Raw genomic sequence first — 16,134 nt, 5'->3', positions numbered from 1 at the left:
TATGCGTATTTTTCGTTGGCTCTGGAGGAGCCCGCGTCTAACTGACACGCATCCATCTTCCTTCAGAGCCAACAGGGCAGAGATCATTCTCTGCCCTTCGCCATTTCTCCGGCGGGTTCTGATCTGGGCCCGCTTCCTATCTGGAACAGGACCCGAACATGAGCACCGCGACAGCCACTCCCTCAAAATCCACGTCCAATCTGCGCGTCAGCGAATTCACGCCGCTGCCCACGCCCCAGGAGCTCATCGCCGAGCTGCCCCTGGATGCCCGGGTGACAGACGTCGTCGAGCGTGGCCGCGACGAAGTCCGGGCCATCATGGACGGCGTGGATGACAGGCTGCTGGTCATCGTGGGCCCGTGCTCCATCCACGATCCCAAGGCTGGACTGGAATACGCCCGCCGCCTGGTCAGCCAGGCCGAGAAGCACCGTGGCGACCTCCTGATCGTGATGCGCACCTACTTCGAAAAGCCCCGCACGACGGTGGGCTGGAAGGGCCTGATCAACGATCCTCGCCTGGACGGCAGCCATGACATGGTCACCGGGCTCCGGACCGCCAGGGAATTCCTGCAGCAGGTCACCGCGCTGGGACTGCCCACCGCCACCGAATTCCTGGAACCCATCAGCCCCCAGTACATGGCGGACCTCATCTCGTGGGGAGCCATCGGGGCGCGCACCACCGAGAGCCAGATCCACCGCCAGCTTGCCTCCGGTCTCTCCATGCCCATCGGCTTCAAGAACGGGACCGACGGCGACCTCCAGGTTGCGCTCGACGCGTGCGGCGCCGCCGCTGCCGCCCAAGCATTCCTGGGGATCGACGGCGATGGCCGGGCCGCGCTGGTGGCCACTGCCGGGAACCCGGACACCCACGTCATCCTCCGAGGTGGACGGAAGGGCCCCAATTACTCAGCGGCCGACGTCGAAAGCGCCTCCGCCAAGCTCGCCGGCAAGGGGCTCAACCCCCGGCTGATCGTGGACGCCAGCCACGCCAACAGCGGCAAGAGCCACCACCGGCAGGCGGAAGTGGCGCTGGAAATCGGCGCACAGCTGGAGGACGGCGGCGAGGCGGCACAGGCCATCGCGGGTGTCATGCTGGAGAGCTTCCTGGTGGGCGGAGCCCAGAACCTGGATGTCACCGAGCATGCGGCGGGCCGGGCGGAACTGGTCTACGGGCAGAGTGTCACGGACGCGTGCATGGATTGGGACGTCTCCGTTTCGGTCCTCGATCAGCTCGCGGCGTCCGCCCGGAAGCGCCGGACCGCTTAATGATTGCCCGGATGACTTTCACTACAGCCCCATGAACCTCTAGAGTATCTAACACATGGTTGGTGGATGGCTCAGCATCGGCACACCGAAATATGAATCAAAGCTGGGGTACTGTCGTCATCCATCAGCAAAGGAATAGGGAAATGTCCGCAGAACAGAACTTCTCGAACGCGAAGTTCCTGACCGTGGCCGAAGTGGCCGAGGTCATGCGCGTCTCCAAAATGACCGTCTATCGGCTGGTCCACTCCGGCGAAATGCCCGCCGTGCGTTTCGGCCGGTCGTACCGGGTGCCGGAGAGCGCCGTCGAGCAGTACCTCAAGGGTGCTGTGGTGGACGGGCACTCCGAAACCGCCTGAGCATTACCTGCGGTCAGTGGGCATCGCCAAGAAGCGGTACCCTGTTAAGGAACGTTTTACGTCATTGTAAGAATCTGTCAGTTGTTTCAGTCTGTAGCTCTGTCCACGGACCATTTCCATCAGACAGGTACTGCATCTAGTTTGTGAGGAACTTTCGTGGGTTCAGTTATTAAGAAGCGTCGCAAGCGTATGGCCAAGAAGAAGCACCGCAAGTTGCTTCGTAAGACCCGTCACCAGCGCCGCAATAAGAAGTAGAGATACTTCGACAAGCGTGAAATGCCCGTTGCCTATCCGGCAGCGGGCATTTTTTGTCTCCGCGAGGTCGCCATCGACGTTTCACCGTCGCTTAGCGTTCAGCCTTTCCCAACCCTCGCAAGCTCGGGCCGGGACCCGCGGGCTTTCACTTCCGCCGATAGGCGGTCCGGCGGTCGCTGGGCGACCTCTGTCCCGCGATCGACGGCGATGCGCTCCTACGCGAAACATCGACGGCGACCGCTGTGGCGGCAGCTTATGCCCGGGGGCCGCGCATCCGGGAGTATCCGCGCCAGAGCCCGTAGACGGCGCCGCCGGCCGTTGCTGCCTTGAGCCCCAGGGTGGCGGCGCGGCGGCCCGCACGGAAGTCGTAGACCGGCCAGTTGTTGTCCCGAGCGTGGCGGCGGAGCCTGGCATCAGGGTTGATGGCTACCGGGTGCCCCACGAGGGTCAGCAGCGGGATGTCATTATATGAGTCGCTGTAGGCCCAGCACCGCTTGAGGTCCAGGCCTTCGGCGTGGGCCAGGGCCTGCACTGCCACTGCCTTGGCGGAACCGTGCAGGATGTCGCCCACCAGCCGGCCGGTGTACATGCCGTCGGCAACCTCGCCCACGGTGCCCAAGGCTCCGGTCAGGCCGAGCCTGGTGGAAATGACCGCGGCAACCTCGATGGGGGTTGCGGTAACCAGCCAGACCCGCCGGCCCACGCGCAGGTGCTGCTGCGCCAGTGCCTTGGCGCCGGGCCAGATCCTGGACGCGATCATTTCGTCGTAGACCTCTTCGCCCAGGGCCTTGACGTCTTCCACGGTGATGCCCTCGGCGAGGGTGAGGGCGGAGTCGCGGACAGCGTGGACATCGTCCATGTTCTCGCCGCGCGCCACAAATTTGAACTGCTTCCATGCGAACCCCGCAGCCTGCGTCAGGGTGAAGGCGCCGCGTTGGTGCATCTTGCGGGCAACATGGAAGAGGCTGGCGCCTTTCATGAGGGTGTTATCGACGTCGAAGAAGGCGGCTTCGCCGGTCTGCATCAACGCATCCGGCTGGGTCACCACAGCGACGTACTTCTCCTCGGGCATGTCCACGAGTCTAGTCAATACTCGGTGACCAAGATTTCAGTGCCAGCGCGAGTGCCAGCGCTCGCCCGGATACCCGCGTCGCCGTACGCCCCGCCGTCGGCCGCTGTCCTCTGCCCAGCTCTCTGCCCTGAAGGGCGATACGGTTAAGGCATGGCAAAACCCGAGGTAGTCCTCATCACCAAAGCAGACTGTCACCTGTGTGCAGGAGCGCGCGACGCCGTCGGACGCGTTACTGCCTCGCTGGGACTCGGGTGGACGGAACAGCAGGTGGACGAGCTGCCGGAACTGCGTGAGCGGTACGCGGAGGAAATCCCCGTAGTCCTGGTGGATGGAATCCAACGCGATTTCTGGAAGATCGACGAAGCCCGGCTGGAGCGCGTCCTCAAACGCGCCATGGCCCAATCGGAAAGCGGCCTCGCAGAATGACACCGGCTTTGTTGGCACCAGCGGCGGGGCTCTAGAGTGGAGTCACGACGCGATGGGATGGAGGGGATAGTGACTTCACTGGATCCATCTCCCCATGCTGTCCAAGGTACAGAGGCTGGCCACAGTACACAGCCCGTCCACGGTGCCGAGTCCACCAAACAAATACCGCCCGCAGCGGTGGCCCGGCTGACCATCTACCTGCGCGCCCTTAACACGCTGCTGTCCGACGGCGTCGAACGGGTATCTTCGGAATCGCTGGCGGAAGCGTCAGGAGTGAGCTCGTCAACCCTTCGCAAGGACCTTTCCTATGTGGGTTCCTACGGCACGCGCGGAGTGGGCTACGAAGTGCAGTACCTGAGCCGTCACATCTCCGCAGCCCTAGGGCTGACCCACGACTGGAAGGTCGCCATTGTTGGCGCGGGTAACCTCGGCAAGGCCCTGGCCCGTTACGGCGGCTTCGAGTCCCGCGGGTTTGACGTCGTGGCAATTTTCGACGCCGACCAGATGGTGGTGGGCAATGAAGTCGGCTGGCTGCGCGTCAGCGACGCTGCGGACATGGAGGCCGTGTTGCAGCGGACGGGCGCCAACATGGTGGTCCTGGCACTTCCGGCCCACGTGGCGCAGGCCGTGTGCGACCGCGTGGTGGCGGCCGGCGTCCGCAGCATCCTGAGCTTCGCCCCCGTTATGCTGCAAGTCCCCGAGGGCGTCAACCTCCGCAAGGTGGATATGGCCACCGAACTGCAGATCCTCGCCTATCACGCACAACGGGCGCAGACCCCGGACCAGACCGCCTAGTTCGTCGGCGGCTGATGGGGCCCACGTCCGTTAGGGTGTGGATGCGACTCGTTGGTACTACTGCCCGTAGGGGTTGCCAGGCGTGGTGCCCGGGGCGCCGTACGGGTTAGCGAACGGCTGCTGCTTGCGGAAGTAAGGTGCCGCGGCCGGCAGGTAGAGCAGCACGATCGCTGCGATCCCGGCCAGCGTCCCCACGGTTCCAAGGCTCGGTGGTCCGAAGAGGCCGAAAATGGACAGTGCCGCGAAAACGGTACCGAGGATGCGGGCCCAGTTCTTGCCCTTACGGACGAAGAACGCCACCAGCGCGTACAGCCCAGCGCCGATGATGGCGAAGACCACGAGCGACCCGGCGAGGACACCCTTGAAATCGTCAAAGGCAAACTCCGTGCCGGTAGCGCCACCGCTGCGCATGGCGTCTTCGAAGGCGCGGCGCATCGCCGGGTCATCGAGCATGCCAATGCCCATCAGCAGGCTGATGACATACACAACACCCGCGCCAATCAGCAGCCAGAACGAGATGTTGACCAGCTGGGGAACCCCGTTGGATCCCGTGGCCTGCGGCTGCTCGGACGGGTACTGCGTGTAAGGGGACTGCCCGTACGGCTGTTGACCATAAGGCGGAGGCGTGGGCTGGCCGAACTGCGGCGGGTTGTTCTGGCCATACTGCGGGGCGTTTTGCCCGTACTGCGGTCCGTTTTGCCCGTACTGGGGTGCCGGGGGAGTCTGCTGGCCATACTGCGGTGCGTTTTGCCCGTACTGGGGCGCCGGCGGTGTGGGCTGCCCGAACTGCGGGCTGTTCTCGCCGTATCGGGGCGCTGGCGGCTGGTTGCCGGGCTCGGGCTCGTTCGGAACGGGAGGCGGGACAGGCGTGCTCATGAGCGGTCCTTTGCAGGTCGGATGTCAGTTCGGCTGCTGGGTGCAGTCCAACTGGCCTGCCCCCAGTACGGCTTACTTCCCACCGTACCCCCGGCGGGTGCCGCGGGGGATCATTCCGGAGAGGTATTCCCACAGAACTCAGCGGGGGTCGCGCAAGACTGTGTTTCTACTGGATCCGGTCTACGCGCGGCCCTTGGCGGCGTTGAACCAGGCCTGCGAGTTCGGCAGCCACATGAGCACCGTTGCCGCGGCGCTGATGAGGAAGCCCAGCCAGTTGTTGCCGATGCCTTGGCCCATGCCGCCGCCGCCCACGCTGCCGCCAAGCACGGCGAGCACCAGCGAAACGCCGGCCACGATGGTCAGCGCAAGTCTTGCCCATTCCTTGCCCTCCTTCATCTTCAGGACCAGGACAATCTGGGCCGCCGCCAGGGCCAGTGCCACCAGGACGAGCAGGAGGACCACAACGGCCAGCCCGGGTGCCACGACGAACAACGCCAGCGAACCCAACACGCCGAACAGGCCGCCAAGGACTCCCAGCATGCCGCCGATGAGCCAGATCCAGTACGAGACCTTGAGCTCGGTGGGCAGCCCGGTCACGCTGAACATGCCGGAGAACCCGGCCTTGGGCATAACGTCGTTGAAGTTGCGGGGGCCGTCGGTTGGCATCTCAAAACGGAAGCCGCCCGGCTGGCCCGGCTGGTTGTATGGCTGGCCGGGCTGCGGGTAGGCCTGGCCCGGCGCGGGATAAGCCTGGCCCGGCTGCGGGTAGGCGGGTGGCGGCTGGTAGCCGGCCGGAGGAACGTTCCGGGCAGGAGGAACGTGGCCGGCAGGCGGCTGAGTGGCAGGCGGCTGAGTGACGGGCGGCTGAGTGACGGGCGGCTGGGCGCCGGGTTGCTCGGCGTCGGGCTGCTGGGGCTGCTGGGGCTGCGGTACTTCACTGTTGCTCATGGGTCACACTGTAGACCGCGGATCCGCCGGTATCTAGGGGATAAAACAAAGCACCCCGGCCGCCAGATTCCGGGGAAACATGGCGGCCGGGGTGCTTCAGGAAGAAAACTATGCTGCGGGTGCGATGAACGCGAGCTCCAGGTTGACGGCAACCTTGTCGCTGACCAGCACGCCGCCGGCTTCCAGCACGGCGTTCCAGGTCAGGCCGAAGTCCTTGCGGCTGATGGTGGTTTCGGCGGAGACGCCGGCGCGGGTCATGCCGAACGGGTCCACGGCCACGCCGTTGAACTCGGTCTCAAGGGCAACGGGGCGGGTGACGCCCTTGATGGTGAGGTCCCCGGTCAGCTCGTAGCTGTTGCCCTTGGCCACGAGGCTGTTGGAGACGAAGGAGATTTCCGGGAAGGCCTCGACGTCGAAGAAGTCTTCGCCGCGGACGTGGCCGTCGCGGTTGACATCGCCGGAGTCGAAGCTGGCGGTCTGGATGGTGGCGCTGATTTTGGAATCGGCCACGTTGTCGGCGAGGTCCAGGGTTGCCACGGCATCCTTGAACTGGCCGCGGACCTTGCTGATGCCTGCGTGCCGGACGGTGAAGGCGATCTCGCTGTGCGAGTTGTCGAGGGTCCAGGTGCCGGTGGTGACGTCTGCGGGAAGAGTCATGGTGTTTCTCCTTGGGTTTGTCGGGTGGTACGTCCGGATAGCTTGACGCTTCATCTGTTGAATCCTCAACTATCCGCTGCATCCAGTATAAACATGCATTTGCATGTTTTGTTCCCCGTTCCGGAACATTTTTCCAAAAGTTTGAGTTCTACTGGATGTAGAAGATTTCGGATAGCACGCCATCTTTGAGAAACTGGTAAACATGCCCCAATCCACTGTCCATCTGCTCCGCCACGGCGAGGTCCACAATCCTGACCGCGTTCTGTACGGCAGGCTGCCCGAATTCCACCTCTCCGAGCTGGGCCGCGAAATGGCGCAGATGCTCGCCGCCCACTTCGCCGAACGTGCCGCGCGCGGGGCAAGGATCGTCTATCTCGCGGCGTCGCCGCTGGTCAGGGCGCAGGAAACAGCGGCCCCCACGGCGGAGGCGCTTGGTCTGGAACTCCACACGGACAGCCGCATCATTGAAGCGGAAAACTACTTCCAGGGCATGAAGGTCACCAAGGCCGAGCTCCGGAAGCCCAAGCACTGGCCCCACCTGGTCAACCCGTTCCGGCCGTCCTGGGGCGAACCGTACAAGGCACAGGCCGCGCGCGTCATGTCAGCTGTTGAGGACGTCCGGCTCCGGGCCATCGAACTGGCCGCCGGGGACTACGGAACCGATGGCCCGGAAGCCATCATGGTCAGCCACCAGCTCCCCATCTGGGCCACCCGCCTCAGTGCCGAAGGCAGGCCGCTGTGGCATGACCCGCGCAAACGCGAGTGCACGCTGACGTCCATCACCTCCCTGGTGTTCGACGACGACGGCTCGCTCCTGCGCGTTGAGTACAGTGAGCCCGCTGCCGTACTTCTTCCCGGTGCCGCCAGCACCCCCGGAGCCTGACATGACTGGCCCTCGCGCAACGTCCCGCGCAATTTCAGGCACAGCGTCCCGCCGTGCCGTTCTCGCGGCCGGCGGGGCCGCCCTGACCGCCCTGACCCTGGGCCTGTCCGCCTGTGCGCAGGAAGACGCCCTCGCCAAGCAGGCCAAAGCCGGCGACAACAAGAACTACGTGGCCGGGGACGGCTCGGTGACCGAGTTCACCGCGGCGGACCGCAAGGCCGCCGTCGCCATTAACGGCACGCTGTTCAACGGCACCCAGATAGCCCCCGCGGACTTCCAGGGCAAGGTGACGGTCCTGAACTTCTGGTTCGCCGCCTGCGCACCCTGCCGCGTTGAAGCACCCATCCTGGAAGAGCTGCACAAGGACTTCAAGGACCAGGGCGTGCAGTTCTTCGGCGTCAACCTCCGCGATGAAAAAGGCACCGCAGAGGCCTTCGACAAGACCTTCAACCTGACCTACCCCAGCTTCGACGACAAGAACGGCGGCGTGCTCCTGGCCGTTTCCGGCCTGGTCCCGCCGGGGGCAGTCCCCACCACGCTGGTCCTGGACAAGCAGGGCCGCGTGGCCTCGCGCGTGCTGGGCGAAATCCAGAAGGGCACCCTCAAAGCCCTCATCACCGCCGCCGTGGCAGAGTAGCGGCGGCCCGGACCGTGAACAGCCCCTTCGCCGAAACCATCCTGAACGGCTCGCTCCTGCTTGCCATCCCGGTGGCGCTGCTCGCCGGCCTGGTGTCCTTCCTGTCGCCGTGCGTGCTGCCCCTGGTGCCCGGCTACCTAGGCTACGTCACGGGCCTGAGCGGCGTGGACCTGGAGAAGCAGAAGCGCGGCCGGATGCTGGCGGGCATCGGGCTTTTTGTGCTGGGGTTCTCGGTGATTTTCGTGCTTCTGGGCGGCGCGTTCGGCCAGCTCGGCACCCTGATCACCGGCTCGCAGAATGCCTGGATCACACAGCTCCTGGGGCTCCTGGTCATCCTCATGGGTGTGGTGTTTATGGGCGGTTTCGGCTGGCTGCAGCGTGATGCGAAGATCCATGCCAAGCCGCCGGCCGGCCTGTGGGGCGCGCCGTTGCTGGGCCTCACGTTCGGCCTGGGATGGGCCCCGTGCATCGGCCCCACCTACTCCGCCGTCCAGCTCCTGAGCCTGTCCGGCGGTTCCTCCGCCGCCAAAGGTGCCCTCCTGGCATTTGTCTACAGCCTGGGCCTGGGCATCCCCTTCCTGCTGATCGCCCTGGCGGTGCGACGCGGCATGGGCGTGATGTCCTTCTTCCGCACGCACCGCCTGGCCATCCAGCGGATCGGCGGCGGGATCCTGGTGGTGCTGGGCCTGCTGATGGCCAGCGGCGTCTGGGGCACCTGGGTCACCGAATTGCAGTACTGGTTCCAAACCGATGTGAAGTTGCCGATCTGATGAGCGAGCGCGTGAAAGAAAACAAAAAGTCCCCGGCACCCGTTGCCGCCGCCAAAACTGAGGCGGCGCTGCCAGTCCTGGGGCCGGTGGAGATGCTGCGCTGGGCCTGGACCCAGCTGACCAGCATGCGCACGGCGCTGTTCCTGCTGCTGCTCCTGGCCATCGCCGCGGTGCCCGGTTCGCTGTTCCCGCAGCGCCCGGCCAACCCGTCCATCGTGACGCAGTACATCAAGGACAACCCGGACTACGGGAAGCTGCTGGACACCCTGCAGCTCTACGACGTCTACTCGTCGGCCTGGTTCTCGGCCATCTACATCCTGCTGTTCATCTCGCTGATCGGCTGCGTGGTCCCGCGCGCCATCGCCCACTACAAGGCCATGCGCTCCCAGCCGCCGCGGACCCCCAAACGTCTCTCCCGCCTCCCCGAGTACGGCACCCTGGTGGTTCCCGCCGACGCCGGCCTCCCGGCGTCGGACGCCATCCGCAGTGCCGCCGGGGTGCTGAAGAAGCGCGGCTACCGCGTTGACGTGAGGGACGACGACGGCGCGCGGCCGTCTTTGGGCGCCGAGCGCGGCTTCGCCAAGGAAGTGGGGAACCTCGTGTTCCACACGTCGCTGATCGGCGTGCTGGTTTCGGTCGCCGTGGGCGGCCTGTTCGGCTACAGCGGCCAGCGCATCCTGGTGGAGGGCGACACCTTCGTGAACACGCTGGTGGGCTACGACCAGTTCACCCCCGGCGCCAACTTCCAGTCCAGCCAGCTGCAGCCGTATTCCATCCAGCTGGACAAATTCGACGTCTTGTTTGACCGCGAATCACCAGGAAAAATCGGCCAGCCCATCGACTTCAACGCCGAAGTCACCACGCGGGAAACCCCGGACTCGCCCGCCAAGCAGGAAGTCCTGAAGGTCAACGATCCCGTGACCCTGGGCGGCACCAGCATCTACCTCACCGGCAACGGCTACGCGCCCGTGGTGACCATCCGTGACGGCGCCGGCAACGTGGCCATGCAGGGTCCCGTGGTGGCCAAGCTCCAGGGTGACAACTACTACTCGTCCCTGGTGATCAAGGTCCCCGACGCACGGCCCGAACAGCTGGGCTTTGTGGGGTTCTTCCTGCCCACGGCGTTTATCACCGAGGAGGGGGTGTCCTTCAGCGGCGATCCGGACCTTTTCAACCCGCAGCTGACCCTGAACTCGTACTTCGGGGACCTTGGCCTGGACGCTGGCTCGCCGCAGAACGTCTTTGAACTGGACGTCAGTGACCTCACGCCGCTGAACGCCCGCAACCTGGACGCCGGCGGCATTACCCTGGCTCCGGGCAGCACCTACACCCTGCCGGACGGCAAAGGCAGCATCAGCTTTGACAGCGTGAAGCGCTACGTGGGCGTGGACATCCACCACAACCCGGGCCAGCTCTACGCCCTCATTTTCGCGCTGCTGGCCGTGGGCGGCCTGATCGTCTCGCTCTACGTGAACCGGCGCCGCGTCTGGGTGCGGACCGGGACCCACGAGGACGGCCGCACCATGGTGGAGTATGGCCTGCTTGCCCGCGGTGAGGACCACCGGCTCGCCGCGGAAGCGGTTGCCGTCAGGAAGCTGCTGTCCGAAGAGTGGCAGCTTGCGGATTCTGATTCCGGCGAATCTGCTGACGATTCCGACTCCAGCGTCACCCAGCAAACTCCCAGCCGCCAGGGCGATAATGGCGCAGACTCGCTCACCACCCCAGCGGGCCCCACCGGGCCGAAAAAGGACCAGTAATGCCGTTCGCCATCAACGAAACCATGGGCCAGTACAGCGAGCTGTTTATGCTGCTCGCCGCCGGCACGTACACCGTGGCCTTCATCGCCTTCGCCTGGGACCTCGCGAAGAGCAGCAGGGCGCTGCGCGCCATTGACCTGAAGGCGGCCGAGGCTGCCGGAACCAAGGTGCCCGCGATGGCCGGCACTTCTGCTGGCTCAGCCGCGGTAGCCGACACTGTGGCAACCAACAGGGTGGACTCGCACCTGGCCGGACCCGTGGGCCGGGCCGAGCGGCCGTCGTCGTCCGTGGCCAAGCGGGGCGGCGACGCTTCCGGGGCAGGGCAGACGGCCGACGCCGATATGCGCTACGCGGCGGAACGCCGCGTTCCGGCGCGGGTCGCCGTTGCCCTCACCGTTCTCGGCGTGCTGATCCATGCCGCCGGCGTCATCACGCGTGCCGTGGGTGCAGGCCGGGTGCCGTGGGGCAACATGTACGAGTTCCTGACCACCGGCGCCTTTGTGGCCGTGGCCGTTTTCCTGCTGGTGCTGATCCGCCGCGACCTGCGGTTCCTGGGCACGTTTGTGGTGGGCCTGGCCATCATCATGCTGGTGGCCGCCTCGGTTGCTTACTGGACCCCCGTGGGCCACCTGGTCCCTGCGCTGCAGAGCTACTGGCTGATCATCCACGTCTCCATCGCGGTGCTCTCCTCCGCACTCTTCACCCTCACGTTCGCCATGTCCGCCCTGCAACTGGTGCAGTCCCACCGGCAAAAGACGGTGGCTGCCGGTGGTGCTGACAAACTTGGTTTTATGCGACTGGTTCCCTCGGCACTGAGCCTGGAAAACCTGTCCTACCGCATCAACGCCATCGCCTTCATCGGCTGGACCTTCACCCTCATGTTCGGTGCCATCTGGGCTGAAAAAGCCTGGGGCCGGTTCTGGGGCTGGGACACCAAGGAAGTCTGGACCTTCGTGATCTGGGTGGTCTACGCGGGCTACCTGCACGCCCGCGCCACACGTGGCTGGACCGGCACCCGCGCCGCGTGGCTGTCGATCGTCGGCTACCTCTGCGTGGTCTTCAATTTCACCATCGTCAACCAGTTCTTTAACGGTCTGCACTCCTATTCGGGCCTCTGAACTGGGGTTTCTCCGGCTGTCCTTGGCAACGGTCGACTGATACGCCAATCGATGTATGAATAAGGGTGTTGCCCCGCAGACGGTGATGCTACCTTGGTGGGAGTTGTCAGTGATGAAGCTCGCAGACAGCTAGCTGCGTTTTTTGCCGAGGTGCCCATGAACTATGTTCTCGCCCTTGACGTCGGGACCAGTTTCACCGCCGCCGCCATAGTTCGAATTAATCACGACGCTTCACTTGTCCCGGAGAGCCTGCCGCTGGGGCTCCGCGGAACGGCTGTGCCTTCGGTGGTTTACTACCCCGAGGAAGGCCCCATCCTGGTGGGGGAGGCGGCCGAGCGCCGCGGCCTTGACTCCCCGGAGCGCGTGGTGCGGGAGTTCAAAAGGCGGGTCGGAGACGACGTCCCCATTGCCGTCGGCACGCTTTCCCTCCCTGCTGAGGACGTCTTCGCCACTATGGCCCGATGGGTCGCAGACCGGGCTGAAGAACGCGAGGGAGCGCCGCCGTCGGACATTATCCTTTCCCACCCTGCCTCGTGGGGTGCGCACCGAACGCAGCTCATCCTCGCTGCCCTGGCCTCAAAAGACCTGACCAAGGTCACGCTGATCAGCGAACCGGAAGCGGCGGCGCTGCACTACGCCGCCCAGGTGCGGGTGGAGGCTGGCAGTACCATCGCCGTCTACGACCTCGGTGGCGGGACCTTTGACACCGCCGTCCTGAAGAAAACGGACGCCGGCCACTTTGAACTGCTGGGCCGGCCCGAAGGGATCGAGGGACTGGGCGGCGCCGACTTCGACGCAGCCGTCCTGCGGTACGTTGCCGATCACGCCGGGCAGGGCCTGGCCAATCTTGACCCGTCGGCGCCCGTTGCGCTGGCGGCCCTGTCGCGCCTGCGGCGGGAGTGTGTGGAAGCCAAGGAGGCGTTGTCCGCGGACAGCGAGGCGAGCATTTCGGTGCTGCTGCCGGGATTCCAGCAGCAGGTGCGGCTGGTCCGGTCCGACTTCGAGGCGATGATCAGCGAGCCCATCCGGGAAACAGTGGACGCCCTGGAGCGTTCCCTGCAGGACCTGGGGCTCACCCCGGACGACCTGTCCGCGGTGCTTCTCATCGGCGGCTCATCGCGCATTCCCCTGGTGGCACAGCTGATTTCGGAGCAGCTGGACCGGCCGATCGCCGTGGACGCCGATCCGAAGTCATCCATCTGCCTCGGCGCGGCGGTTGCCGCCCTTCGCGCTCAGCCAGAGGGGGCCGCGCAGCCCGCTGCCATGACCGCACAGCTGGCTGACGCCGTCGTGCTCACGCAGGCTGACGGGCATCATGGAGCTGCCGGCCGACGAGCCAGCTGGTCCCGGCATGCCGACGCCGGTGCTGCAGCACTCGCCGCCGGCGCCCATGCCGCCGGCACCCATGCCGCCGGCACCCATGCGGGCGGGCGCAAGGGCGGCGCGCACGGGCCACGTTCGACCGTGCGGCTGACTGCGGTAGCAGCGGTAGTGGCGCTCTTCACCGGGCTCACGGCGACTGCAGCCCAGAGCCCGGACGGACTCGGCAGCCTTTCGGCGATGCTCGCCCCGCCGGCAGATGCGGCGAAGGACACCCCAAGCGCTGCTCCTCCTGACGGAACCGGCGGACCTGGCTCCGGTGGCCCCGCGGCAGGAGCAGGCGCGGCAGGTGCAGGAGCAGGCGCGGCGCAGCTCCCCGTGCAGGGGATTGAAGCCAGCGCCCAGCTGCAGGACAGCAGCGCGCCGGCCAGTTCCACGGGACTGGACATTGCTGCCTCGTCTACCAGCAGGCCACCTACCGAAGCAGGCCAACCAGTCCCCGGCGGGGCCATTGCCGGGACGGGCACTTCTGGTGAGCCTGTACAGGGTTCCGGAGGCTCCACCCCGGGTCCGGTGACCAACCCGACGACGGACCTGTCGCCGGACCTGGTCCCATTGCCCGTCGATCCTGTACCTGATCCGACCACTGACCCGGCCCCGGATCCGACGACCGATCCGGCTCCGGATCCGACCACCGACCCTGCACAGGATCCGACCACTGATCCGACCACCGACCCTGCGCCGGATCCGACCACTGACCCGGCTCCCGATCCGACCACTGACCCGGCTCCCGATCCGACCACCGGACCGGCTCCCGAGCCGTCGTCGGCACCTGCGCCGGAGCTCGATCCGACAACGGCCTCTGCGCCGATGCCCGACCCGTTCGCGGAACCGTCCCCCACCACGGATCCTGTCCCAACCACCGAACCGGCGGTCTGAGGCATGGCCGCCGATCATACGCAGCCCGAACGGGAACTGCACGAGGCAGGGACCTCGGCTCCCGCCGGAGCCGCTGACATGGCACAGCAGTTGCGGGGCGAGAATGCGGCAGTCCGTGAACTCCTGCTGGCGCTGTCCGTGGGGTTCACCTTGCCCGGTCCGCTGCCCGGTGAGCTGGCGCACAAGCTGGAAAGCCCTGACAGTCCGGGCCTGGACGCCGTGGTAAACCGCGCCGAGGCCTCGGGCCTGCTGCTTACCGACGGGACCGTCGTCGGCCCGGTGCAACACGCACTCCTGAACGGCACGCCCACAGCCCGTGTGCATGCATTGCAGCGGGAACTCGTCGGTTTTGTTTCGGCCGAGGGCCGGCCCTTCGGCGACCTTGCCCGCGAGCTGGCGAGGGGCGGACTGTCGGACCCGAGGGTCGCCGCCGAACTCGAAGCCGCAGCGGACAAAGCACTGCCTCAGAACCCCGGTCTGGCCGCCCAGCTGTACAGCGAAGCGCTGCTGGCAGGGGCGGACGAACTGCGCATCGCTGCCCGCCGCGCCCAGGCCGCAGCCGCAACGGGCGACCTCGACGCCGCGGGCCGGATTATTGACGGGCTCCTGGTGAGCTCTGATCCGCCGGATGTCAGGCTTGGCGTGGATGTTGCTGCTTCCGTCTGGGCACAGCGCGGGCTGCTGGTCCGCAGTGCCGACCTCTATGCCTGGCTTGGTCCGGCGAACATGGGCCGGTCCGCCCCGCTTGCCGCGGTGGTCATGATCGGCAGCGGCGACCGGGCGGGCGCGGAAGAGGCCTTTTCCGCCGGGTCGGCACCGGTGTCGCCCACCTTACTGGCGGTGGCGCTTTCGCAAACGGGCAAGGGCGTGATGGAGTCGATGGAGCGGGATCCACACAAGGGCCTTCCCCTGCTGATCCATGCTTCGGACATGCTCAACGCGTCCGGTTCGGCGCTGCCCCTTCCGGACACCCCTGGAGCGTTGGCCGCGTTACTGGCCCTCCACAGCGGTGAATCCCACGTAGCGGACACCATCATCCGCTCCGCCGTCGCCGCGAGGCAGGGCGGTGACGCCGCCAAGCCACGGCTCCACCTCTTGCAGGCGTGGTCGGCCATGCAGCAGGACGATGCTGGCGAAGCACGGCTGGCCATCAACGAAGCCTCCAAAGCCAACCACTGGCCGCTGGTTCCCAGGGACGAGTTCCTGTGCGCGGCCCTGGAAGTGGGCCTTGCGCGGCGCAGCGGCGACGTTCATGACCTCGTGATGGCCTGGGAGCGCGCCCGCGAAGCGATGCTGCACTCCGCCGTCGACCTTTACAGCCTTCTGCCGTGGGGCGAACTGATGATTGCTGCCGCCCGGTTGCGGGAGACACGGCGCGTCGCGGATTATCTGGATGAAGCGTGGGCTCTGCTGACCAAGCTGGGGGAGCCACCCCTGTGGGCCGTTCCGCTTCACTGGGCGGCGGTCCAGGCTGCCCTGCTGAACAAGAGCCCGGCCGACCTTGCCCCGCACGCGGCAGCGCTGGTACGGGCCGCGGACTACAGTCACATGGCCGCTGTGTTCGCCGCCGCAGGCAAGGCCTGGGTCAGCGTCCTGGCCGGCCGGTTCCAGGCGACGGATGTGGAGAACGCCGCCCGGGGACTGAAAGTGGTGGGCATGCCGTGGGAAGGGGCCCGGCTGGCAGGACATGCTGCCGCGCAGGCAGACGAGCGCAGGGACATGATGCGGCTCCTTGCCTGCGCCAGGGACCTCCACCCGCAGGGCAGAACCACCGGGCCACCCGACGGGCTGTCACCGGAAGTACGCCGCAGCGCCGCCGAGAACAACCATGGCGCGCATCCTGACGCCTCGGGGCTCAGCGAACGCGAAAAGGAAGTGGCGCGGTTGGTCCTGGAAGGGAAGACGTACCGGGAAATCGGCGAAGCCATCTACATTTCCCCCAGGACCGCTGAACATCACATTGCCAGGATGCGGCGGAGGCTTGGGGCTGAAAACCGCTCCGATCTGCTGGTGCGCCTGAGGCTGGCGCTAAGTGCAGATCATCAGGGCCCGGACTGAGC

16 protein-coding genes are annotated in these 16,134 nt (G+C 66.2%); 12 read left to right on the top strand and 4 right to left on the bottom strand.

What is annotated here, in order from left to right:
• Positions 1–158: 158 nt before the first annotated feature.
• The 3 genes from NG698_RS14375 to NG698_RS14365 all read left to right on the top strand — a co-directional run bounded on the left by NG698_RS14375 (position 159) and on the right by NG698_RS14365 (position 1,876).
• The gene (locus NG698_RS14375; RefSeq protein WP_252610635.1) at positions 159–1,265 is read left to right on the top strand and encodes a 3-deoxy-7-phosphoheptulonate synthase; all 1,107 of its coding nucleotides are present in this window, start codon (positions 159–161) and stop codon (positions 1,263–1,265) included.
• Between the two features lie 143 nt (positions 1,266–1,408).
• Complete coding sequence (locus tag NG698_RS14370) at positions 1,409–1,621, top strand: helix-turn-helix domain-containing protein (RefSeq protein ID WP_058931377.1); 213 nt, start codon at positions 1,409–1,411, stop codon at positions 1,619–1,621.
• 156 nt (positions 1,622–1,777) lie between these two features.
• Positions 1,778–1,876, top strand: coding sequence for a 30S ribosomal protein bS22 (locus NG698_RS14365; RefSeq protein ID WP_003792170.1), 99 nt, complete (start codon positions 1,778–1,780; stop codon positions 1,874–1,876).
• A 253-nt stretch (positions 1,877–2,129) separates the two neighbouring features.
• On the opposite strand, the gene NG698_RS14360 is transcribed toward NG698_RS14365, so the two are convergent.
• Positions 2,130–2,948 (bottom strand): HAD family hydrolase, encoded by an 819-nt coding sequence (locus NG698_RS14360; RefSeq protein WP_252610633.1) that lies wholly within the window; start codon positions 2,946–2,948, stop codon positions 2,130–2,132.
• A gap of 150 nt (positions 2,949–3,098) precedes the next feature.
• Here NG698_RS14360 and NG698_RS14355 point away from each other — a divergent pair, with 150 nt between their 5' ends.
• The gene (locus tag NG698_RS14355; RefSeq protein ID WP_252599877.1) at positions 3,099–3,374 is read left to right on the top strand and encodes a glutaredoxin family protein; all 276 of its coding nucleotides are present in this window, start codon (positions 3,099–3,101) and stop codon (positions 3,372–3,374) included.
• Positions 3,375–3,443: 69 nt separating this feature from the next.
• Positions 3,444–4,169: a redox-sensing transcriptional repressor Rex gene (locus tag NG698_RS14350; protein WP_374209912.1), complete on the top strand. Its 726-nt coding sequence runs from the start codon at positions 3,444–3,446 to the stop codon at positions 4,167–4,169.
• Between the two features lie 57 nt (positions 4,170–4,226).
• On the opposite strand, the gene NG698_RS14345 is transcribed toward NG698_RS14350, so the two are convergent.
• The 3 genes from NG698_RS14345 to NG698_RS14335 all read right to left on the bottom strand — a co-directional run bounded on the left by NG698_RS14345 (position 4,227) and on the right by NG698_RS14335 (position 6,650).
• Entirely contained in the window at positions 4,227–5,045 is an 819-nt protein-coding gene (locus NG698_RS14345) for an MFS transporter (RefSeq protein WP_252599879.1), read from the bottom strand.
• Between the two features lie 180 nt (positions 5,046–5,225).
• Positions 5,226–5,993, bottom strand: coding sequence for a hypothetical protein (locus NG698_RS14340; protein ID WP_252610631.1), 768 nt, complete (start codon positions 5,991–5,993; stop codon positions 5,226–5,228).
• Between the two features lie 108 nt (positions 5,994–6,101).
• Positions 6,102–6,650 (bottom strand): YceI family protein, encoded by a 549-nt coding sequence (locus NG698_RS14335; RefSeq protein ID WP_252599881.1) that lies wholly within the window; start codon positions 6,648–6,650, stop codon positions 6,102–6,104.
• A 202-nt stretch (positions 6,651–6,852) separates the two neighbouring features.
• Between NG698_RS14335 and NG698_RS14330 the strand changes: the two genes are divergently transcribed.
• From NG698_RS14330 to NG698_RS14300, 7 genes are all read left to right on the top strand, one after another.
• A complete protein-coding gene (locus tag NG698_RS14330) occupies positions 6,853–7,533 on the top strand; it encodes a histidine phosphatase family protein (RefSeq protein WP_252610629.1) in 681 nt (226 codons plus the stop codon).
• Position 7,534: 1 nt separating this feature from the next.
• Entirely contained in the window at positions 7,535–8,170 is a 636-nt protein-coding gene (locus tag NG698_RS14325; protein WP_252599883.1) for a TlpA family protein disulfide reductase, read from the top strand.
• Positions 8,171–8,184: 14 nt separating this feature from the next.
• Positions 8,185–8,940 carry a cytochrome c biogenesis CcdA family protein gene (locus tag NG698_RS14320; RefSeq protein ID WP_058931385.1) on the top strand — a complete coding sequence of 252 codons (756 nt, stop codon included), beginning with the start codon at positions 8,185–8,187 and terminating at the stop codon, positions 8,938–8,940.
• Positions 8,940–10,697, top strand: coding sequence for a cytochrome c biogenesis protein ResB (gene resB / locus NG698_RS14315; RefSeq protein ID WP_252610627.1), 1,758 nt, complete (start codon positions 8,940–8,942; stop codon positions 10,695–10,697). Before NG698_RS14320 ends, resB begins: the two co-directional genes overlap by 1 nt.
• Positions 10,697–11,815 carry a c-type cytochrome biogenesis protein CcsB gene (gene ccsB, locus NG698_RS14310; protein WP_252599885.1) on the top strand — a complete coding sequence of 373 codons (1,119 nt, stop codon included), beginning with the start codon at positions 10,697–10,699 and terminating at the stop codon, positions 11,813–11,815. Before resB ends, ccsB begins: the two co-directional genes overlap by 1 nt.
• Before the next feature lie 156 nt (positions 11,816–11,971).
• On the top strand, positions 11,972–14,074 hold the full coding sequence (locus NG698_RS14305) for an Hsp70 family protein (RefSeq protein ID WP_252610625.1): 2,103 nt from the start codon (positions 11,972–11,974) through the stop codon (positions 14,072–14,074).
• Positions 14,075–14,077: 3 nt separating this feature from the next.
• On the top strand, positions 14,078–16,132 hold the full coding sequence (locus tag NG698_RS14300) for a LuxR C-terminal-related transcriptional regulator (protein ID WP_252610623.1): 2,055 nt from the start codon (positions 14,078–14,080) through the stop codon (positions 16,130–16,132).
• The last annotated feature ends 2 nt before the right edge of the window (positions 16,133–16,134 follow it).

This window comes from Pseudarthrobacter raffinosi (genome assembly GCF_023913735.1).
Classification (GTDB): domain Bacteria; phylum Actinomycetota; class Actinomycetes; order Actinomycetales; family Micrococcaceae; genus Arthrobacter; species Arthrobacter raffinosi.
This window is presented reverse-complemented; position numbering and strand designations above follow the sequence as displayed.